The following is a 21,775-nucleotide window of genomic DNA, read 5'->3' as shown; positions in this document are numbered from 1 at the left end:
TCAGACATTGCGCGCATGTACCGCTTCAGATCGGCAGGTGATTGCATTGCGGCATATTCGCATTATAAATAAGGCCGCACGATTCGGTACTCATTGCGTACCGATCAGGTTTTTTCAATCGTCCTGCAGTGCCGCCGCCAGAACACGTGCAACGTGCAACGCGCTTTCATGCGTACCGTCGGCAATCTGATGCCTGCAACTGGTGCCGTCCGCAACGAAGATGGTGCCGCTTTCAGCTTGGCGAATGACAGGGAAAAGAGACAGTTCGCCCATGGCTTGCGAGGCTGCATAATGCTCGGCTTCATAACCGAAGCTGCCCGCCATGCCGCAGCAGGAAGATTCGATGACGGCGACGTCGAGTTGCGGAATCCACTTCAGCACGGTTTGTACCGGATGCAAGGCATCGAAAGCTTTCTGGTGGCAATGGCCGTGGACCATCGCCTTCTGCGAGGCCAGCGGTTTGAGGTCCAGTGCAAGCCGGCCAGCCGCATGTTCATGCACGAGGAATTCTTCAAACAGATAAGCCATATCGGCAAGTTTTCTGGCTTCTTCGCCGTATCCGTAATTAAGAAATTCATCCCGCAGCGACAGCAGGCAGGACGGCTCAAGGCCGACGATGGCAATGCCACGTTCGACAAACGGTTTCAATGCATCGAGTGTGCGGCGCGCTTCCTGTTTTGCCTGTTCGACCAGGCCGGCCGACAGATAAGTACGGCCACAGCAAAGCGGACGTTCGCCAGCCTGTACATTGAAATGCACGGTATAGCCTGCCGCTTCCAGTACGGCTTGCGCGGCGGCCGCGTTCTCCGGCTCCATGTAGTTGTTGAAGGTATCGACGAACAGCAGCACTTCCTTGCCGGTCGCTGTGTGGTGGATGTTCTTGCGACGGGACAGGAAGGACCGCTTGAAGCGCGGGAAGGCACGTTGCTGCGCCAGGCCCAGGCGGTTTTTCAGCCAATTCGATAGCACCGGAATATCGTTGCCCATTGCCAGCAAGCCGCCGATTTTGCTGGCGAGCGGAGCATAGCGCGGCATGAAGGCGATCATTTTTTCGCGCAAGGTGCTGCCGTGTTTATTTACCCATGCAGCCCGTGCCTCGATTTTCATTTTTGCCATGTCGACGCCGGTTGGGCAATCGCGTTTGCAACCCTTGCAGGAGACGCACAGATCCAGCGTGTCTTTCACATCCTGACTGGCCAGACCTTCTTCACCCAACTGGCCGGACAGGGCCAGACGCAGTGTATTGGCACGGCCGCGCGTCAGATGCTTTTCATCCTTGGTGATGCGATAGCTCGGGCACATGGTGCCCGCATCGAATTTGCGACAGTGGCCATTGTTGTTGCACATTTCAACTGCCTTGGCCAAACCGCCGGTACGGTCGTTGCCGGTGCCGGGCGCGGTTTCCAAACCGCTGGCCGGATCGCGCGTGACGTCCCAGGCCGACCAGTCCATCTGCGTCTTGACAGGCAGTTCCTGATAGCCGGGCGCAAAACGGAAATTGCTTTTGTCGTCCATCTTCGGTGGCCGCACGATCTTGTCCGGATTGAAGCGATTGTCCGGATCGAACAGGTTCTTGATCTCGCTGAATGCATGGTTGATGTGCGGGCCGTACTGCCACGCCACCCATTCGCCGCGACACAGGCCGTCGCCATGTTCGCCTGAATAGGCGCCCTTGTATTCGCGCACCAGCGCCGATGCTTCTTCAGCGATCTTGCGCATGCTGGCAGCGCCATCGCGACGCATGTCGAGGATAGGCCGTACATGCAGCGTACCGACGCTGGCATGGGCATACCAGGTGCCTTCGGTATGGTATTTGTGGAACACTTCAGTCAGGCGATCGGTGTATTCGGCCAGATGCACCAGCGGCACTGCGCAGTCTTCGATAAAGGAAACGGGTTTGCCGTCGCCTTTCATGCTCATCATGATATTGAGGCCGGCCTTGCGTACGTCCCACAGGGACTTTTGTTCATTGGCATCGACCATGTTGACGACAGAGCCCGGCAGGCTGAGATCGCTCATCAGGTCTGCCAACGCAGCGAGTTTTTCAAGCAGGCCTGCCTTGTCGTCGCCGGCGAATTCCACCAGCAGGATGGCCTGCGGGCTGCCAACCAGCGCTTTTTCTATCACCGGGCGGAATGCCGGATTATTCAGCGAAAGATCGATCATCGTGCGATCGACCAGTTCAACCGCAGTGGGATTCAGCTTGACGATGTGCTGGGCGGCATCCATGCCCTTGTAAAAAGTCGGGAAGTTGATCACGCCCAGCACTTTGTGTTTCGGCAAAGGCACGAGCTTCAGCACCAGCTGGCGGCTGAAGGCCAGCGTACCTTCGGAGCCGACCAGGATATGCGCCAGATTGGCGCTGCCGTCATCGGTGTAATTGCGCGGGTTTTGACAATCGAACAGATCGATGTTGTAACCGCCTACACGACGCAATACTTTCGGAACGCGTTCGATGATTTCCTGCTGCTCGCGCGTTGCGATGCGCTGCAGGCGTTCGACTATGTTCTGCAGGCGCGCAGTTTGGGCCATGTTGGCCAGTGTTTCAAACCGTCCTTGCGTGCCATCGGCGAGCACGGCATCGATCGCCAGCACATTGTGCACCATGTTGCCGTATTCGATGGAGCGCGAGCCGCAGGAATTGTTGCCGGCCATACCGCCTATCGTGCATTGTGCGGCAGTGGATACATCAACCGGAAACCACACACCGTGCGGTTTGAGCCATGCGTTGAGATGATCGAGCACCATGCCCGGTTCTACGGTAACGGTGCGGTTTTCCGGATCGAAATCGACGATGTTGTTGAGCCATTTGCTGCTATCGATGACCAGCGCTTCACCAACCGTCTGGCCGCATTGGCTGGTGCCGCCGCCGCGTGCCAGGATGGGTGCATTTTCCGACCGTGCGATATCGAGGCATAGCAACAGATCGGCCTGATCGCGCGGCACCACGACCCCGATCGGCATGATCTGGTAGATCGATGCATCGGTTGCGTAGCGGCCGCGGTCGGCATTGCCGAACAATACATCGCCGCGTAACTCCTTGCGCAAACGTTTTGCCAGTGGACTGCTGCCAGGTGTATTCGATGGAACAAGGTGAATCGGCTTGACAGGCATTTTCAATACATCCTTTTCTGGAACGGACAGCAAGTCCAAGCTACGCGGCGTGCGCTTGTACACGTCTCACATCAGGCGGCAATTTTCAATGGCGGTATGGCGTGTGCTTCCAGGTATTCCATCGCTGCAACCACGCCGCTGCCGGCCAATTTGACGCCAGCCAGTTTCAAGCCCATTTCAACACCGGTCAGCGACGCCATCAGGGACAAATCGGATGCTTCGCCCAGGTGGCCGATACGGAACATCTTGCCTTTTGCCTTGCCCAGGCCTGCGCCCAGCGACATGTTGAAGCGTTCGTAAATGATGCGACGTACCACATCGGCATCCACACCTTCAGGCATGACTACGCCGGTCAATACTGGCGAATAAACTGCCGGGTCGGCACATTGAACTTCCAGACCCCAGGCTTTGACTGCTGCGCGGCATGCTGCGCCCAGACGCTGGTGACGTTCAAATACATTTTCCAGGCCTTCGGACAGGATCATGTCCAGCGATTCGTGCAGTGCATACAGCAGGTTGGTATTTGGGGTGTAAGGCCAGTAACCGGTTTTGTTCATCTCGATGATTTCATGCCAGCCCCAGAATGCGCGTGGCAGCTTGGCAGTCTTGCTGGCTTCGAGTGCTTTCTTCGATACTGCATTGAAGCTGATGCCTGGTGGCAGCATCAAGCCTTTTTGCGAACCGGAAACGGTAACGTCCACGCCCCATTCGTCGTGACGATAATCGGCCGATGCCAGACCGGAGATCGTGTCGACCAGCAGCAGCGCAGGGTGGCCTGCGGCATCAATCGCCTTGCGTACTGCTGCGATGTTGGAGGTGACACCAGTCGAGGTTTCGTTATGGACGACGCAGACTGCCTTGATGTCGTGCTTGGTGTCGGCGCGCAGACGCGCTTCTATCATGTCTGCCTGTACGCCATGACGCCAGCCTTCGTAGCCCGGCAAGCCGATGAATTCCGGTTTGATGCCCAGCGCTTCCGCCATTTTTTTCCACAAGGTTGCAAAGTGGCCGGTTTCGAACATCAAGACGTGGTCGCCAGGGCTCAGGGTATTGGCCAGTGCTGCTTCCCATGCGCCGGTACCGGACGCAGGGTAAATAACCACTGGCTGGGTGGTTTTGAAAATCTTTTGTATGCCGGACAGGACTTTCAATCCCATTGCGCCGAATTCAGGGCCGCGATGATCGATCGTCGGATAGCTCATTGCGCGCAAGAGACGATCCGGTACTGGGCTAGGGCCTGGAATGTTCAAAAAGTGACGGCCTGCTGGGTGAAAGTCGAGCTTCAACATTTAATTCTCCTGAAGAAAACTTCGCATTATTGAATATTGCATACAAAATACTTTATCAGAGTGATTTTGATTAGTAAAGCCATTTGCATCAATTCAGGCTTGCTTTTGCTGTTTTTTGCCGCATCTTGTAGTAGTTGGGAATACTGGCACACCGTTGCAGGCTCGATCTTTGAATCTTGCGGGAGCGCTTAATGAAGGCTGGCGATCATGTTGTATGACGCACTGCGTCACAGCGTTTGCAATTAGATTAAAATAGGAAAAAATCAAATCGGAATTAGAATGCAAAATACATTGGGTAGTGGTGAAAATAGCAATGGCGGTCCACTCTTGCCAAGAGTGGAACGGCAGCGTTTGCACGATGCCGTGGTTGAGCATTTGCAAAATCTGATCATCGAAGGCGTGTTGGCGCCGGGCATGAAACTGAATGAGCGCGAAGTATGTGAGCGTCTGGGCATTTCGCGTACGCCGTTGCGCGAAGCGATGAAGGTGCTTGCTTCGGAAGGCTTGATCGACATTGCGCCGAATCGTGGCGCGTTCGTATCGAAGATGAACGACAACGAAATCTGGGAAGCGTTTGAAATGATGAGCGGCCTGGAAGCCTTGTCCGGCGAGCTGGCAGCGGAGCGTATTTCGCCGGCTGAAATTGCCGACATCAAGGTCTTGCACGAAGCGATGCTGGTCTGCCGGGCGCAGAACGATTTGCCCGGTTATTACAGTCGCAACCAGACGATACACAACAAGATTAACGAGGCAGCACGCAATTCCATGTTGCGGCAGATTTATCTGTCGATCAACCGGCGTTTGCTGGCTTTGCGTTTCAAGTCGAACTTCCAGGAAGCGAAGTGGGATCGTGCGATTCATGAACATGATGAAATGATCAAGGCGCTGGAGTCGCGCGACGGCAAGCGGCTGGCAGCAATTCTCCGTCAGCATTTGCTCGACAAGCGCGATTCCGTGATGGCGGATTTGCGTGAAACCGCTGAGCACGCGGCAAACGGTGGTGTCACAAGCGGCGGCATCATGGCGACAGCCAAAAAATAATCATCGGACACAAGAAAAAAGCCTGGCGCATTGAGCGCCAGGCTTTTTTGTTTCTGACTCCTGACGATATTTTTAGCCGTCTACAGCGACCGCCGTGCCGACAGGCTGGCGAAAACGTTTCCATGCGCTGCTGACCAATGGCCAGAGCAATAAGATGAGTGCCAGCGTCATGATCGTGCCGACCAGACCGCTACTCCAGAATACGGCCAATCCGCCCTTGGACCCCACCATCGTTTGGCGGAACGCATCTTCAGCGCGATCTCCCAGCACCAGCGCCAGCACCATAGGCGCCAATGGGTAGTCCAGCTTCTTGAAGATATAGCCGACGATACCGAAGACCACCATCAGCCAGATATCGAACTGCGCGTTATGCACGGTAAAGGCGCCGATTGCACACACCACCATGATGGCCGGCGCAATAATCGAAAACGGAATCCGCAGAATGGCAGCAAACAGCGGCACCGTGCTCAGCACCACCAGCAAGCCGACGATGTTACCCAGATACATACTGGCAATCAGACTCCAGACGAACTCCTTCTGTTCAACGAACAGCATCGGCCCCGGTTGCAGTCCCCAGATCATCAAACCGCCGAGCAGCACGGCAGCGGTGGCCGAACCTGGAATCCCCAGCGCGAGCATAGGCAGCAATGCGCAAGTGCCTGCTGCATGCGCTGCAGTTTCCGGTGCCAGTACACCGTCGATCGCACCTTTGCCAAACGCATCAGGATTGCGCGACATTTTTTTTGCCATGCCGTATCCCATGAACGAAGCCGCAGTGGCACCACCTGGCGTAATGCCAAGCCAGGAGCCGATGATGGATGAGCGCAGCAGCGTCATCCAATAACGCGGCAACATCGCCCAGGTCTTGAACACAACCTTGATATCGATGTCTGCCTTCTTGCCCTTGAATGCCAGGCCTTCCTCCATCGTGATCAGGATTTCGCCGACGCCAAACAAGCCGATCACCGCTACCAGGAAGTCGAATCCGCGCAACAGTTCAGGGAAGTCGAAGGTCATCCGCAGTTGCCCTGATACCGTGTCCATACCGACTGCCGCCAGCAGGAAGCCGATGCACATGGCAATGATGATCTTGGCTTTAGGTTCCTTGCCCATGCCGATGAAGCTGCAAAACGTCAGGAAATACACCGCGAAAAATTCCGGTGGGCCGAAACGCAGCGCGAACTTGGCAACCAGTGGTGCGAGGAAGGTAATAATCAGGACGCCGAACAGTGCACCGAAGCAGGAGCCGGTAAAGGCTGTGGTCAGTGCCTGTCCGGCCTTGCCCTGCTGCGCCAGCGGATAGCCGTCGAAGGTGGTCGCCACCGACCATGCCTCTCCCGGAATATTGAACAGGATCGAAGTAATTGCGCCACCAAACAGGGCACCCCAGTAAATACAAGACAGCAGGATGATGGCCGATGTGGGGTTCATCGAGAAAGTCAGTGGCAAAAGAATGGCAACGCCGTTCGGTCCGCCTAGGCCGGGTAGTACGCCCACCACGATCCCCAACAGAATACCGATGAGCATCAAGCCAATATTTTGCCAGCCGAGAACGTGGCCGAAGCCTTGCATTAATGAATTGAGCTCTTCCATGTTTTTCCTTAGAAGCCTAACCAGTTTTCCAGAGGGCCTTTTGGCAAGGGCACCTTGAACTGAATTTCAAATATGAAAAAGAACGTCAGCATCACGCAGCTCGATATGGCGATGCATTTCCACCAGACGAATTTGCCGAGAAAATACATGAAGGTCGCGATGAAAATCGTCGACGCGACATAGATGCCGAGATACTTGATGGCAAAAACGAATACCAGCAGCGGCAGCAGAATGACTGCCACCATGCGCGCCTGCTCGACTTCCAGAAAAGGAGTTTGATCGTTGTTGCGGATGGCATGTATCAGTACGACTACGCTGGCAATCATCACAATGATGGCCAGGCGCATGGGGAAATAGCCGGCTTCCGGGCCGTATCTTCCCCATCCCGCACCTAGCTGGTAATTACTCCAGCTGACAATGAGCGACCCCAGTATCAGTGCAATGGAAACGATGACTTCGGCGGTACGGAAGGAGATAAGTGTGCGTGAATGTTCTGTTGTTGCGGCGGGTGATTCGGGAGTATTCATGTTCGCTAATCCGGAAAGTGATTCAATGACCGTGCATGCAATGCAGCCATGTAGGCCATCGAATCAAGGTGATGAAGCGAATTATTTCGCGATGAGGAAACCTGCATCCTTCATGATTTCACGGTGTAGCTGTTCGTCTTTTGCCAGGAATGTGGTCAAGGTAGTGCCGCTCATGAAATCGGCTTGCAACGCGTTTTTCTCGAGGTAGGCTTTCCATTCAGGTGTCTCTGTTACCTTTTTCAGCAGGTCGACGTAAAACTGCGCTTGTTCCGGTTTGACGCCGCCCGGCATCATGAAGATGCGGATCATTTCATAATTGACGTCGAGTCCTTTTTCCTTGCAGGTAGGAATGTCTGACCAGGCTTGCGTTGCCGTTACCTTGGCGGTATATGCAATGCGCTTGGTAGAAAATACGCACAGCGCCTGATGCTGGCCGGCACGCCATTGCGAGACGGATTCGGATGGATTATTCGTGTTGGAATCGATGTGCTTGCCGGAGAGCTGAGTAGCTGCTTCACCACCACCTTTGTAAGGGATGTACAGAAACTTGGTACCGGTTTTCTTTTCGATCATCATGGTGATCATGTGATCTTCACGTTTGGAGCTGGTGCCGCCCATCTTGAATGTGTCCGGTTTTTGCTTGACGGCAGCCAGATAGTCACTCGGGGTTTTGTAGCCGGCTTCGGTGTTGGTCCAGAGCACGAATGCATCTTGGGCAATCACGGCAATCGGTGTCAGGTCACGCCAGTTGAAGGGGAGATTGGTCGCCAGCGGTGTGGTGTAAATCGATGACGATGAAACGATGATCTTGTTAGGGTCACCCGGCGAGGCTTTCATATCCAGCAAACCTTCCGCGCCGCTTGCGCCCGCCTTGTTGGTCACGATGATCGGCTGCTTCATCAGATTGTGCTTGGTAATGATGCCCTGGATCGAGCGCGCCATTTGATCGGATGCACCGCCTGCGCTGAATGGCACGACCAGTTCCACCGGTTTGCTGGGCTCCCAGGCTGCCGCGCTCAAGGCAACGCACATCGAGGTGAGGAAGAGTCCGGTTTTCATCGGCTGAATAAGATTTTTTTTCATGCTGCTGTCTCCTTTGTGTGGGCGGAATAGCCCTTTTTTGTCCGTCTCCTGCATCAGCTGCGCACTTCGTGGCACGCATTCTGAGTTTGCTTCCTGCTAAAAAACGGGCGGTTGCTGGCTGCAATTTTGTCGTTTTAAAGCAAGGTGTTCCGATAAAGAATTTAACTACCGCTATTCCAAATAATACATTTAGAATATTGAATACAATATACATTTTAAAAAAAATGTCAATTATTCGGGCTTATAAAACGATCCGGCATCTTGAATAATCAGCCTGACCTTTAGTGTCAGTAGCTGCCGGGCGAACTTTTATCTCATTCTGTGGAGTAGCCATGCACGATTTGGCAAAACTGAAAGCCCCTTCCATCGCCCGGGTCGGCGATCCGCTTGCATTAGTTAGTACGCCGGCACTTTTGCTTGATCTCGATGCTTTTGAATTCAATCTCTGCAATATGGCCGCCCTGGCCAAGCGGAATGGGCTGGCGCTGCGACCGCACGCCAAGGCGCACAAATCCAGCACCATCTCCAGAGCGCAAATTGCGATGGGGGCAGCCGGCATTTGCTGCCAGAAGTTGAGCGAGGCCTATCCTTTTGTACGGGCCGGCATTGACAATATTCATATCAGTAATGAATTCGTCGGTGCCGATAAGGTGGCAATGGCAGTGGAACTCGCCGGTCTCATCAAATTGAGCATTTGCGTTGACCATGTGGCGCAGGTCGATGCGATAGGCAAGGCGGCCAGCGCAGCTGGCGTCATCATCATCGTGATGCCGGAAGTGGATGTCGGTCATGGACGCTGTGGCGTCGACAGCAATGAGGCCCTGGCGGCACTGGTCGATCGCATTGCTGCCTATCCCGGCTTGCAGTTTGGCGGCCTGCAAGCCTATAACGGTGGCATCCAGCATCTGGCGACATGGGAACAGCGTCGCCTGGAAGCGGCGCGTTCGGCTGATCGGACGGCGCAATATATCCAGTTTCTGGAGGCGCGCGGAGTGCGCAGTCCGGTCGTGTCGGGTGCCGGAACCGGTACCGTCGAGTTCGATGTGGCCAGCGGCGTCTATACGGAAATGCAGCCCGGTTCCTATATTTTCCTGGATGGCCATTACGGTTCGAATGAGTGGGCTGGCGAGTATATGCCGCAGCATGGGCTTTTCATCCTTTCCACGATCATGAGTACGGCCAAGCCGCACAAAGCCGTATGCGATGTGGGCCTTAAGGGCGTAGCGGTCGATTCCGGACTGCCGAGAGTGCGCGCGGGCGACTACGAAGACAAGCTGCGTTATGTCACGGCCAATGACGAACATGGCATCCTGCAGGTGGCTGCGGACGATATGCGCGATCACCTGGGCAATCGCGTCATGCTTATTCCGGGTCATTGCGATCCGACCTGCAATCTGCATGACCAGTTCGTCTGTTTCAGGGGCGATGTGGTGGAAGCCATCTGGGATATCGATGCGCGCGGTTTGAGTCATTAAACAAACGCGCGATGCGTTACGGCGGCGAAGAATAGGCAAGGCAGGTATTCAACAAGCAATGCACAAACAGGAGAACAGACTATGAGCGAAGCGGAAAAAACAGGCGAAGGACGGGTGCATCTTGCCATCAAGGATGGGGTTGCCGCCATTCTGTTCGACCGCCCGCAAGCGCGCAATGCGATGACGTGGGCGATGTACACCGAACTGGGTGAGATATGCGAACGTATCCGCGCGGATAGCTCAATACGGGTAACCACCTTCCGTGGCGCCGGTGGCGAAGCATTCGTCGCCGGTACTGACATCGAACAGTTCCGCAACTTCAGCTCGGGCGAAGACGGCATTGCCTATGAACGTATCGTGGATGAGCGCATAGGACAGATCGAGGCCTTGCCGATGCCGACGCTGGCGATCGTGGATGGCTGGGCGATCGGCGGTGGACTGGCGATTGCAGCAGCGTGCGATTTTCGTATCGCCACGCCTGCTTCGCGTTTCGGCATCCCAATTGCACGCACGCTGGGAAACTGCCTGTCGATGGCCAATATCGCACGCGTGGTAGCCGCATTCGGCGTTGGCCGCGCCAAGCGAATTTTGCTGCTGGCGGAAGTGCTGGAGGCAGATGAATTGCTTGCTGCGGGTTTTGTCACCGAGGTGGTGGAAGCAGCAGCGCTTGATGCTGCAGCAGACGCATTATGCAAAAAGCTCGCGAGTAATGCGCCGATCACGATGCGGGTATCGAAGGAAGCGATACGTCGTCTGACGCAGGCCGGTTTGCCGGATGGCGAGGATTTGATTCGTGCATGTTACGGCAGCCGCGATTTCAAGATCGGTGTGCATGCTTTTCTGGAAAAGCAGCGCCCGCTCTGGAGCGGCAGCTGAACCTTGCGAATCATGAACACGTAATACGGACTACCTACCCTATAAAAGGAAATGAACATGGCTGGACCATTGAACGGCATGCGCGTCATCGAGCTGGCCCACATCATGTCGGGCCCTATCTGCGGCATGATGCTGGCCGATATGGGCGCCGATGTGATCAAGGTCGAGAAGACGCCGGACGGCGACGACTCCAGACGTTTTTCACCTGTGCTGCCGTGCGGTGAATCCGCTTCCTTCATGATCGTCAACCGCAACAAGCGCGGCATCGGACTGAATCTGAAAATGGAAGGAGGGCGCGAAGTCTTGCGTCGCCTGCTGGCAGATGCCGATGTCGTGATCGAAAATTATCGTGCCGGCACGATGGAAAAATTCGGCCTCGGTTACGAGGCGCTAAAGTTATTGAATCCCGGCCTGATTTACTGCTCCATTTCCGGCTTCGGACGCACCGGCCCCTATGCAGACAAGGGCGGCTTCGATCTGATTGCGCAAGGGATGAGCGGCATGATGAGCATGACCGGCGAAGAAGGCAGGGCGCCCATCAAGGCAGGGTCGCCAGTGGCCGATATCAACGCCGGCATTCTTGCCGCATTAGGCATTGCGGCAGCTTATGCAAACAAGCTGCGCACCGGCCTCGGGCAGGTAGTCGATACTTCCTTGTTTGAAGCCGGATTGCAGCAGATGTACTGGCCGGCAGCGAATTATTTTGCCGATGGCACCATCCTGCCCAAAATGGGTTCCGCTAATTCAACCAGCGCGCCGTATCAGGTATTTGCATCCAGCGATGGCTGGATCAATATTGGCGCGGCGAATCAAAACAATTACGAGCGTTTGCTGGAAGTATTGCAGATGCCGGCGCTGGCAGATGATCCGCGCTTTCGCACCAATGCCGACCGCATGGCCAATCGCGAGGCGCTGGTGCAATTATTGAACGAACGCCTGGTGACGCGCACGACGGCGCAATGGATGGAGAAATTCGATGTGGTGGGTTTGCCGGCCGGCCCGGTATTAAACGTGGCGGAAGCGATGGCGCACGAACAGGCAATTGCCCGCGACATGATAGTGGAAACGCAGCATCCGGTTGCCGGCTCCGTCAAGGGGCTGGGTTTGCCTATCCGCTTCTCCGATGATGCCGGCACCTCGCAGCGGCCTGCGCCCTTGCTGGGTGAACATACGTTCAAGGTTTTGCTGGAGCTTGGCTATGGCGAAGAAGAAATCCTGGCGCTGCAGCAGCAACAGGCTGTTTTGCTGCGTTAGCGCTGCCGGCATTTTCCGCTCGCGCCGCGCGGGCCAGGAAATTCAATTCCCACATTGAATTTCCTTCAGAGAACAAAAACACCGATAATCTCCTGCTGTGTTTTTAATTAATTGAAACTAGATGATGCGTTGCAGGTCGAACCGGGGCGCCGCTTTTTTGCCGCACGGGAAGCATCACTGCTGCCACATCAATTTTCTATATGGATAGTTCAATATGCTGACTCTCTCGCAAAGTATTTTCAAGGCTTACGATATTCGTGGTGTCATCGGTTCTACGCTGGATGCCGATGTGGCGCGCGCGATTGGCCGTGCGTTTGGCAGCGCGGTACGAGCCAAGGGCGAGCAGGTCGTGGTGATCGGCCGCGATGGCCGCTTGTCCGGTCCTGAGCTGGCGGCAGCGCTGGCCGAAGGTTTGCAGGCAGCAGGTCTGGATGTGGTTGATCTTGGTGTGGTCGCCACGCCCATGCTGTACCTCGGCACACATGTGCTGGATGCGCAATCCGGCATCATGGTGACCGGCAGCCATAATCCGCCCGACTACAACGGTTTCAAGATGGTGCTGGCAGGCGAAGCGATTTACGGCGATGCGATACAGGCCTTGTATCAGGCCATCGTCAACAAGGAGTTCAGTGTAGGCGCCGGCAGTTACCGCACTTACGATATCGCAGACGCCTATCAGCAGCGCATTGTGGACGACGTCAAACTGGCGCGTCCGATGAAGATTGCGATCGATTGCGGCAACGGTGTAGCGGGCGCTTTTGCCGGTGACCTGTACCGCGCACTCGGTTGCGAAGTCATCGAATTGTTTTGCGAGGTGGATGGCACTTTCCCGAATCATCATCCCGATCCGGCGCATCCGGAAAATCTGCAGGACCTGATACGCTGCCTGCAGCAGACGGATGCTGAAATTGGCCTGGCTTTCGATGGCGACGGCGATCGCCTCGGTGTGGTGACCAAGGATGGACAAATCATTTATCCGGATCGGCAATTGATGCTGTTCGCACAGGATGTATTGACGCGTCATCCGGGCGAACAAATCCTGTACGACGTCAAATGCACGCGCCATCTGGCACCGTGGATTACCGAACGTGGCGGCAAGCCGCTGATGTGGAAAACCGGCCATTCGCTGGTCAAGGCAAAAATGCGCGAAACCGGCGCACCGCTGGGCGGCGAGATGAGCGGCCATATTTTCTTCAAGGATAGATGGTACGGTTTCGACGACGGCATGTATGCCGGTGCGCGCATGCTGGAATTGCTGAGTCGTGAAAAAGATCCGTCGGCTACCTTGAATGCCTTGCCGCAATCGGTCAGCACGCCGGAACTGCAATTGCAGTTGAAGGAGGGAGAGAGTTTTCCACTGATCGCCAAACTGCAGAGCGAGGCGCAATTTCCCGGTTCCGATCACATCATCACGATAGACGGCTTGCGGGTAGAGTATCCGGACGGCTTCGGTCTGGCGCGTTCCTCGAATACCACGCCGGTGATTGTGATGCGCTTCGAGGCGGAGTCGCAGCAGGGCTTGCAGCGTATTCAGGCAGAATTCAAACGTGTCATTACGGCGGCAAAGCCGGATGCCGTCATGCCTTACTGATGCAACACGTATTCAGCGTAATCGGCACCATGCCGGTTGCGTAATTGCCCGGCAGGTGAATATCTGCCGGACAATCGCATTTCAGATAAGCAGTCGTCGTGCCGAAACGGCATAATACGGCTGATGCAATTCCACTTCCGATTTTCCTTGTTGATTCCTCTGATGTTGCCCGTACCGGGCGACCTGTTTCGATGCGCCTGATTTATTCCCTTGCCTGGTGGTTTGCATTGCCCTTGGTATTGCTGCGCCTATACGTGCGTGGCCGGAAGGAACCCGGCTACCGCCAGCACATTGCGGAACGCTTGGGTTTTTATCGGACGGATGCGAATGTTCGTTCTTCGCCTGTATTGTGGGTACACGCAGTTTCGGTCGGCGAAACGCGCGCAGCACAACCGCTGATTGATGCCTTGCTGGCCGCTTACCCGACACATACTCTGCTGCTCACGCATATGACGCCGACCGGTCGTGCGACCGGCAAGGCCTTGTTCGCTGCGCAAGCACGCGTGGTGCAGAGTTATCTGCCATATGACACCGGCTGGATGGTGAGGCGCTTTCTGCGTCATTTCAAACCGAAGTTGTGCGTGCTGATGGAAACCGAGGTGTGGCCGAATGTGATGGCGCAATGTGCGCAGCAGGGCGTGCCGGTGGCGCTGGTGAATGCGCGCTTGTCCGGGCGTTCGCTGGCAAAAGCCTTGCGCTTCCCGACCCTGTTTGTTGAAGCGGCCAAAGCGATGTCCTGCGTGGCGGCGCAGACTGAAAGCGATGCCGCTCGCATACGACAACTCGGTGCACCGGCCGTACACGTTACAGGCAGCATCAAGTTTGATGTGACGCCGCCGCCGGACATGCTGCAACGTGGTGCGATGTTGCGCCAGCAGCTTGGTTCGCGTCCCATTCTTGTTTGTGCCAATACACGCGATGGTGAAGAAGCGTTGATTCTGGATGCCTGGCTGCAGCAAAACAGACCGGATGTTTTATTGATGCTGGTGCCGCGTCATCCACAACGATTCAACGAGGTGGCGCACATGGTCAGCGCACGGTCTTTGCATCTGGCGCGACGTTCCACGAGCGGCGATGTGGAGATCGGTGCGGACGTCCGCGTTTTTCTGGGCGATACCATGGGCGAGATGTTTGCCTACTATGCCGCCTGCGATGTGGCGTTTGTCGGCGGCAGCCTGCTGCCGCTTGGTGGTCATAATCTGATCGAAGCCAGCGCAGTCGGCAAGCCGGTATTGATAGGGCCACACACGTTCAATTTTGCCGATGCCGCCGACAATGCCATCGCTGCCGGCGGCGCCTTGCGGGTGGCGGATGCCGCGGATCTGTGCGTGCAAGCCATGCGCCTGCTGGACGATGCCGCCACGCGCATCGCGATGGGTGAACGGGCGCGGCATTTTGCACAACAGCATGGCGGCGCTACCGTGCGCACCATGGCATTGCTGACGCCGCTGATCAAATGAGCGGTGCATTACAATCAATTTCATTGCGGAGCCTGTATGAATGCAGAACATGGCGTGGCATTGCCTGTGCCTGAAGAACAGCTTGAATCGAATGTCCTGGCCGGAACGCAATACAAACGCGTGCTGAAGACGACAGAAGAGCAGGCGCAAGAGACCGCGCTGCCGGTGGATTTTCGCCGCGTGCAGCATGGGCACGGGCCTTGTTCCTGTTGCGGACCGTACAGCGAATAAACGGCATTGCATCCAGTCATGTGCAGTCAGAACAGACACTTCAACTGGCGTCGCATGTCGGCGCCGGATATGGCGGCAGTTGCCCTTATCGCGGCGCAGGTGCATCCGGATTATCCGGAAGACGAGTGGGTTTTTGCCGAGCGTCTGGCGCTTTATCCGGATGGTTGCCTATTGCTTGAGGCGGGGAAGCAGGCTGCGGGTTATGTCATCAGTCATCCATGGTGGGAATGCCAGCCGCCAGCCTTGAATTCGCTATTGCGGGCGCTGCCGGCCACACCTTCCACCTATTACATTCACGATGTTGCGCTGCTGCCTGTCGCGCGCGGCCTTGGTGCTGCGTCGCAGCTGGTCGATATATTGATGCAGCTGGCGCAGACTGCCGATCTGGCCACGATGTCGCTGGTCGCCGTCAATGACTCGCAGGCCTTTTGGGCACGCCACGGATTCGCCTCGATTGAGGATCCGGCATTGCAGGAAAAATTACACAGTTACGATACGGCAGCGCGCTTCCTGACCAAGGAAGTCGCGCGCCGCTGATCTGTTTTGCTTAGTAGCGATGAGGATTGTTCGGGCGGCGATCGTAACGATTCGGTACGCCATCGCCGTCGCGATCATGGCGATAGTGATTGCGGTAATGTTTATGATGGTGCTTGTAGTAATGCCGATCGACATACACAGGCTGCGGCTGTACATAGATCGGGCGCGGCTGTACGTAGACAGGTTGCGGTTGCATATATACGGGACCAGGAACGCCGATATTTACACCCACATCGACCCGTGCCATCGCCGGCGTAGCGGCAAACATCAGCGTTGCAAGCGCCAGGACACTGGCTGAAATGGTAAGCGTTTTCTTCATGGTTCATCTCCTTGATTGATGGCTCCATTAAATACCAGAGGCGCATCCATAACCAGAGCTGAAATGGTAAGGTTTGTTACGACTTGTATCAGACCTGCGCACATCACCATGTTTTGTACGGCTTTTGACTTAGCGAGGATTTGCTTCCGCGCAGCTGGCGGCCAGCCACAGACCACTGGTGTCGGCGTGTTCATCGACGGCCACGCCACGCACGGTGCCCCTGAATTCGGTTTGTCCGGTAAAGCTTTCGGGGGTGTTCAGGGTCGCGACGGTTTTTCCCTGACCGCTGACCTGCTTGCCGGAGCAGGCAAGGTCGGCACTGTAGCGGTTTTCAATGCGTGTTGCATTTCTGGCCTCGCAGCCCGATTGAGTATGGTAAAGATACGGAGGAATGTTTTGCTCCGACATTTCTTTCGTCACGCAAACTTTGGAATTGGCCGTGCCATTTTTTATCTTGGGCATCTCAAAACCGTATTGCCGTGCCAGATTGCTCAAATTCTGCATTTGATCGGGTGGAATCTGTTCCGCCAATGCCAGCAGCGGAGAGCTGGTGCTGATTTCCCACAGGCCCGGCCGCATTTTATTTTCGGTGGCCTGTGCAGATGACGCCAGAAGGGCCAATAGGGATAGGAATAAAAATTTCTTGTGCATGAATTTTTCCACAGTCTTGAATCTCATGGGGTCTGAGTGCAAATGGGGCTGGAGGTTCCTGCGCAGGAGGCAGATTCTGGCCATCGCATAAAATCGAGTTGAAAGAAAAAGGGGAAGCCGCTTGCGCGACCTCCCTTTTTTACCGGCAGCGACTGTTATTTGGTCGTTGCCGCAACGGTATTGCTTTCTGTCAGACCACCGCCGAGAGAGCGGTATAGGTCGATGGCATTCGTCAGGCGCAGCAAACGTGCCTGCACCAGATCCTGCTCTGCCGAAAACAGTTCACGCTGCGCATCGAGTACATCCAGCGAGCTTGCAATGCCGTTCTGGAAGCGTTGATCTGCCAGTTTCAAGCGCTCTGCCTGCGCTTCCTGTACACGACGCTGCGCATCGATTTGTTCTTCGAGCAGATCGCGTGCAACCAGTGCATCCGACACTTCGCGGAAGGCGCTTTGTATGCTTTTCTCGTAATTGGCGATGGCAATGTTCTTGCGCACTTCGCTCAAGGTGAGATTAGCGCTGTTGCGGCCGGCATCAAAGATCGGCAATACCAGTTGCGGCGCAAATGTCCACGCACGCGTGCCACTGTCAAACAGATTGGACAGGGTGCTGCTCGCAGTCCCGACACCTGCCGTCAATGAAATGCGCGGAAAAAAGGCGGCGCGCGCCGCACCGATATTGGCATTGGCTGCCAGCAGCGATTGTTCAGCACTGCGAATGTCGGGACGTTGCGTCAGCAGATCGGATGGCAAACCAGCCGGGATGTCGGTCACGATGTTTTGTGCAGACAGCGGCTGTGCTTCCGGGAAACCGGTCAATGGCTGGCCAACCAGCAGCGTCAAGGCATTCAAGGCTTGTGCGCGCTGGCGTGCCAGCGTTACTTGCGCGACGCGAGCGGATTGCAGCAGGGCTTCGTTTTGACGCAGATCCAGTGCCGAGCTTGCACCGACTTCAAAGCGTTGCTTGGCCAGATCATAAGCAGTGCTCCGGCTTTTCAGCGTGCTTTGCGCCAGCGATTGCTGTTCAGCGAAGGCGCGCTCAGCCAGATAGGCTTTGGCAACTTCCGCTACCAGACTGATATGTGCTGCGCGCTGTGCTTCTTCGGTGGCCAGATAGCTGGCCAGAGCCGCATCGTTCAGACTGCGTACGCGGCCGAAGAAATCCAGCTCGAACGACGCCAGGCTCAGGCCGACCTGATAGGCGCTGCTGACTGAATCAACACCGATGGGCGAAATAGAGGCGGGCGTGCGTGCACGTGATCCGGTGAAGGTGCCATTCAGGTTCGGCAACAAATCGGCCGATTGAATGTTGTACTGCGCACGCGCTTCCTCTATGCGCAAGACAGCAACACGCAAATCGCGATTGTTGACGAGCGCAGCGCCGATCAATGCTTGCAGGCGCTGATCAGGGAAAAAGTTGCGCCAGCCGGTTTCATAGGCACGCTGCTGCTTGTCGGCAGCGGCAGATGCCGCCGGATAATCAGCCGCAACAGGCGCGTCGGGGCGCGTATATTTCGGCGCCATCGAGCAGGCGCTCAGCACGCTTGCTGCCAGTACAGTCAAGGTAAGTTGCTTGATCATAATTCTTCATCCTCATTGCGTTGCTTGTGTCCCGCGTACATGCGGCGCTGGCGGTCGCTACCCTTGAAGAAGGTGCGCACTACCACGAAAAATACAGGTACCAGGAACACTGCCAGTACGGTTGCCGTGATCATGCCGCCCATCACGCCGGTACCGATGGCGCGTTGACTGGCCGAGCCGGCGCCGGAGGCAAGCACCAGCGGCAGCACGCCGAGGATGAACGCCAGCGAGGTCATGATGATAGGACGGAAGCGCAGGTGGACTGCTTCCAGCGTTGCCTCTATCAATCCCTTGCCTTGTGCCTGCAAGTCCTTCGCAAACTCGATGATCAGAATCGCGTTCTTTGCAGATAGCCCCACCACCGCGATCATCCCGACCTTGAAGTACACGTCATTCGGCATGCCGCGCAAGGTGACGCCGAGCAGGGCGCCCAGAATCCCGAGCGGCACCACCAGCATTACCGAGAACGGAATCGAAGTGCTTTCATACAGTGCTGCCAGCACCAGGAATACGGCGATCAGCGATAGCGCGTACAGGGCGGGCGCCTGATTACCCGAAGTTTGTTCCTCCAGCGATTGGCCGGTCCATTCATAACCTATGCCAGCCGGCAGTTTCTGCACCAATGCTTCCATTTCCTTCATCGCATCGCCGGTACTGAAACCGGGTTTGACGCCGCCGGAAATCTTCATTGCCGGATAGCCGTTATAGCGTATCAACTGCACCGGGCCGGTAATCCATTTCGAGGTAATGAAGGATGAGAACGGCACCATGGCGCCAGTCGTACTGCGTGCATAAAGCTTGGTCAGGTCGTCCGGTTGCAGACGGCGCGGCGCATCGGCTTGCACGATCACGCGTTGCTGACGTCCCTGATTCGGGAAGTCGTTGACGTAGGAAGAGCCGAGCGAGGTCGACAACACGCTGTTGATGGTGGCAAACGGAACGCCGAGTGCATTCGCCTTGTCGCGATCGATGTCGAGTTGCAACTGCGGTGCATCTTCCAGTCCTTCGGGACGTACACCTGCCAGTATCTCGCTTTTCCCTGCCATGCCGAGCAACTGATTGCGCGCAGCGACCAGTGCATCATGACCGAGGCCGGCGCGATCCTGCAAACGGAAGGTGAAGCCCACGGCATTGCCCAGTTCGCGGATCGGTGGCGGATTCAGCGGAAACACGATGGCATCCTTGATCTGCGAGAACGCACCGAAGGCGCGACCTGCAATCGCATCGGCCGTATCTTCCTTGCCGCGTTTGCTCCAGTCTATGAACGGTGTAAAGACCAGCCCGGCATTTTGTCCATTACCGGAGAAGCTGTAGCCGGAGATCGAGATCACGTGCTCGACGGCAGGCTGCTTCATGTAATATTCTTCGATTTGCTTCAGCACTTCCAGCGTGCGCCCGCTGCTGGCGCCTGCCGGCAATTGAACGTTGGTGATGATGTAACCCTGATCTTCGCTCGGCAGAAAGGATGCAGGCAAGCGCGCATACAGCAAACCGACGCAAGCGACGATGAGACCATACAGAATCATGTAGCGCGTGGTTTTGGTCAGCATCTTGCCGATGAAACCCTGGTAGCGTAGGGACGTCTTGTTAAAGACGCGGTTGAACCAGCCGAAGAAACCGCCTTTTTCGTGGTGATGACCTTTTTCCACCGGTTTCAGGATGGTTGCGCAGAGTGCGGGTGTCAACGTGAACGCCATGAGTGCCGAGAACACCATCGAAGCGACCATGGACAGCGAGAACTGACGGTAAATTGCACCGACTGCACCGCCGAAGAATGCCATCGGGAGAAATACTGCGATCAGCACCAGGGTGATACCGATGATGGCACCGGTAATCTGCCCCATCGCCTTGCGGGTTGCATCGCGCGGCGACAGACCTTCTTCGCTCATGATGCGTTCGACGTTTTCCACCACCACAATCGCATCGTCGACGAGAATACCGATCGCCAGCACCATGCCGAACATGGTCAGCACGTTGATCGAAAAGCCGAACACCAGCAGGGTGGCGAACGTTCCCAGCAGCGCAACCGGCACGACGATGGTCGGAATCAGGGTGTAGCGGATGTTCTGCAGGAACAGGTACATCACGAGGAACACCAGAATAATCGCTTCAATCAGGGTCTTGACGACTTCCTCAATCGAGATCTTGACGAACTTGGATGTGTCGTACGGGATCGTGTAATGCACACCAGCCGGAAAGTACTTCGCCAGCTCTTCCATTTTCTTGTGCACGGCGGTAGCAGTGCCCAGCGCATTCGCTGTCGGCGACAATTGCACGCCGATGAAGGAAGTCGGGTTGCCGTCGAGGCGGCCGGAGGTCTGGTAGGACTGGCCACCCACTTCGATGCGTGCGACATCGCGCAGGCGCACCGATGAACCATCCTTGTTGGCGCGCAGGATGATCTTGCCGAACTCTTCCGGACTGGTCAGTTGACCGTTGACGACCACCGTTGCACTGATCTGCTGCGAGCTTGGGCTAGGCAAGTCGCCCAGCGTACCGCCGGCTACCAGCGCATTCTGTGTATTGATTGCCGCCGTGACTTCGGCCGGTGTCAGGTTGAGACCGACCAGTTTGTTTGGGTCGATCCAGATCCGCATTGCACGTTCGGTACCGAACAACTGTGCCTGGCCGACACCTGGTACGCGTTTGACTTCGTTCAACACGTTGCGCGACAGATAATCGCCCAGTGCGACCGGATCGAGTCTGCCGTCGGTTGACGACAAGCCGATAAACATCAGGAAGTTGCTGCGCGCCTTGGCGACTTGTACACCTTGTTGCGTGACAGCTGCCGGCAAACGCGCTTCTACCCGTTTCAGGCGGTTGGAAACGTCGACTGCTGCCAGATCCGGATTGGTCTCCGGTGAAAAGGTGACGGTGATCTGAACCTGACCGTTGGCTTGACTTTGCGATTCGACGTATTGCAAACCGTCGGCGCCGTTCATTTCCTGTTCGATCAGACTGGTGACACTATCGTCCAGCGTTTGTGCGGTTGCGCCCGGATACGTCGCGGTGATCACGATGGTCGGCGGCGCGATATTCGGATATTGCGAGATCGGAAGACTGGTAATTGCCAGGGCTCCGGCCAGCATGATGAAGATGGCCAGCACCCAGGCAAAAACCGGGCGGTCAATGAAAAATTTACCCATTACGATGC

General features: G+C 56.0%; 17 protein-coding genes. 8 read left to right on the top strand and 9 right to left on the bottom strand.

The window, feature by feature from the left end:
* Window positions 1–114: 114 nt before the first annotated feature.
* Together ACIQW9_RS08970 and ACIQW9_RS08965 are read right to left on the bottom strand one after the other, a co-directional pair.
* Window positions 115–3,114, bottom strand: a complete 3,000-nt coding sequence (locus ACIQW9_RS08970) for an FAD-binding and (Fe-S)-binding domain-containing protein (RefSeq protein WP_402337958.1) — start codon at window positions 3,112–3,114, stop codon at window positions 115–117.
* Window positions 3,115–3,185: 71 nt separating this feature from the next.
* A complete protein-coding gene (locus tag ACIQW9_RS08965; RefSeq protein ID WP_402335625.1) occupies window positions 3,186–4,403 on the bottom strand; it encodes a pyridoxal-phosphate-dependent aminotransferase family protein in 1,218 nt (405 codons plus the stop codon).
* 279 nt (window positions 4,404–4,682) lie between these two features.
* Between ACIQW9_RS08965 and ACIQW9_RS08960 the strand changes: the two genes are divergently transcribed.
* Window positions 4,683–5,444, top strand: a complete 762-nt coding sequence (locus ACIQW9_RS08960) for a GntR family transcriptional regulator (protein WP_402335622.1) — start codon at window positions 4,683–4,685, stop codon at window positions 5,442–5,444.
* 72 nt (window positions 5,445–5,516) lie between these two features.
* Here ACIQW9_RS08960 and ACIQW9_RS08955 read toward each other — a convergent pair whose 3' ends face one another.
* The 3 genes from ACIQW9_RS08955 to ACIQW9_RS08945 form a co-directional block, all read right to left on the bottom strand.
* Window positions 5,517–7,037, bottom strand: coding sequence for a tripartite tricarboxylate transporter permease (locus ACIQW9_RS08955; RefSeq protein ID WP_402335619.1), 1,521 nt, complete (start codon window positions 7,035–7,037; stop codon window positions 5,517–5,519).
* Between the two features lie 8 nt (window positions 7,038–7,045).
* Window positions 7,046–7,564 carry a tripartite tricarboxylate transporter TctB family protein gene (locus tag ACIQW9_RS08950; RefSeq protein ID WP_402335617.1) on the bottom strand — a complete coding sequence of 173 codons (519 nt, stop codon included), beginning with the start codon at window positions 7,562–7,564 and terminating at the stop codon, window positions 7,046–7,048.
* 81 nt (window positions 7,565–7,645) lie between these two features.
* Window positions 7,646–8,647, bottom strand: coding sequence for a Bug family tripartite tricarboxylate transporter substrate binding protein (locus ACIQW9_RS08945; protein WP_402335614.1), 1,002 nt, complete (start codon window positions 8,645–8,647; stop codon window positions 7,646–7,648).
* A gap of 332 nt (window positions 8,648–8,979) precedes the next feature.
* On the opposite strand from ACIQW9_RS08945, the gene ACIQW9_RS08940 reads away from it, so the two are divergent.
* The 7 genes from ACIQW9_RS08940 to ACIQW9_RS08910 all read left to right on the top strand — a co-directional run bounded on the left by ACIQW9_RS08940 (window position 8,980) and on the right by ACIQW9_RS08910 (window position 16,071).
* The gene (locus ACIQW9_RS08940; protein WP_402335611.1) at window positions 8,980–10,122 is read left to right on the top strand and encodes a DSD1 family PLP-dependent enzyme; all 1,143 of its coding nucleotides are present in this window, start codon (window positions 8,980–8,982) and stop codon (window positions 10,120–10,122) included.
* Window positions 10,123–10,203: 81 nt separating this feature from the next.
* Window positions 10,204–10,998, top strand: coding sequence for an enoyl-CoA hydratase/isomerase family protein (locus ACIQW9_RS08935; protein WP_402335608.1), 795 nt, complete (start codon window positions 10,204–10,206; stop codon window positions 10,996–10,998).
* Window positions 10,999–11,055: 57 nt separating this feature from the next.
* A complete protein-coding gene (locus tag ACIQW9_RS08930; protein WP_402335606.1) occupies window positions 11,056–12,252 on the top strand; it encodes a CaiB/BaiF CoA transferase family protein in 1,197 nt (398 codons plus the stop codon).
* A 214-nt stretch (window positions 12,253–12,466) separates the two neighbouring features.
* Window positions 12,467–13,843, top strand: a complete 1,377-nt coding sequence (locus ACIQW9_RS08925) for a phosphomannomutase/phosphoglucomutase (RefSeq protein WP_402335603.1) — start codon at window positions 12,467–12,469, stop codon at window positions 13,841–13,843.
* A 191-nt stretch (window positions 13,844–14,034) separates the two neighbouring features.
* Window positions 14,035–15,303: a lipid IV(A) 3-deoxy-D-manno-octulosonic acid transferase gene (waaA, locus tag ACIQW9_RS08920; RefSeq protein WP_402337955.1), complete on the top strand. Its 1,269-nt coding sequence runs from the start codon at window positions 14,035–14,037 to the stop codon at window positions 15,301–15,303.
* A 36-nt stretch (window positions 15,304–15,339) separates the two neighbouring features.
* Entirely contained in the window at window positions 15,340–15,534 is a 195-nt protein-coding gene (locus tag ACIQW9_RS08915; protein ID WP_402335601.1) for a hypothetical protein, read from the top strand.
* Between the two features lie 18 nt (window positions 15,535–15,552).
* Window positions 15,553–16,071, top strand: coding sequence for a GNAT family N-acetyltransferase (locus ACIQW9_RS08910; protein WP_402335598.1), 519 nt, complete (start codon window positions 15,553–15,555; stop codon window positions 16,069–16,071).
* 10 nt (window positions 16,072–16,081) lie between these two features.
* Here ACIQW9_RS08910 and ACIQW9_RS08905 read toward each other — a convergent pair whose 3' ends face one another.
* The 4 genes from ACIQW9_RS08905 to ACIQW9_RS08890 form a co-directional block, all read right to left on the bottom strand.
* Window positions 16,082–16,390 (bottom strand): hypothetical protein, encoded by a 309-nt coding sequence (locus ACIQW9_RS08905; RefSeq protein ID WP_402335595.1) that lies wholly within the window; start codon window positions 16,388–16,390, stop codon window positions 16,082–16,084.
* Window positions 16,391–16,519: 129 nt separating this feature from the next.
* Window positions 16,520–17,125, bottom strand: coding sequence for a DUF3617 domain-containing protein (locus ACIQW9_RS08900; RefSeq protein WP_402335592.1), 606 nt, complete (start codon window positions 17,123–17,125; stop codon window positions 16,520–16,522).
* A gap of 71 nt (window positions 17,126–17,196) precedes the next feature.
* Window positions 17,197–18,621: an efflux transporter outer membrane subunit gene (locus ACIQW9_RS08895; protein WP_402335590.1), complete on the bottom strand. Its 1,425-nt coding sequence runs from the start codon at window positions 18,619–18,621 to the stop codon at window positions 17,197–17,199.
* On the bottom strand, window positions 18,618–21,767 hold the full coding sequence (locus tag ACIQW9_RS08890; protein ID WP_402335587.1) for an efflux RND transporter permease subunit: 3,150 nt from the start codon (window positions 21,765–21,767) through the stop codon (window positions 18,618–18,620). Before ACIQW9_RS08890 ends, ACIQW9_RS08895 begins: the two co-directional genes overlap by 4 nt.
* Between the last annotated feature and the right edge of the window lie 8 nt (window positions 21,768–21,775).

The sequence above is a fragment of the Herminiimonas sp. NPDC097707 genome, assembly GCF_044761395.1.
Taxonomy (GTDB): Bacteria; Pseudomonadota; Gammaproteobacteria; order Burkholderiales; family Burkholderiaceae_D; genus Oxalicibacterium.
Note: the sequence above shows the minus strand (reverse complement) of the source record. Positions and strands in the feature narration are given on the sequence as shown.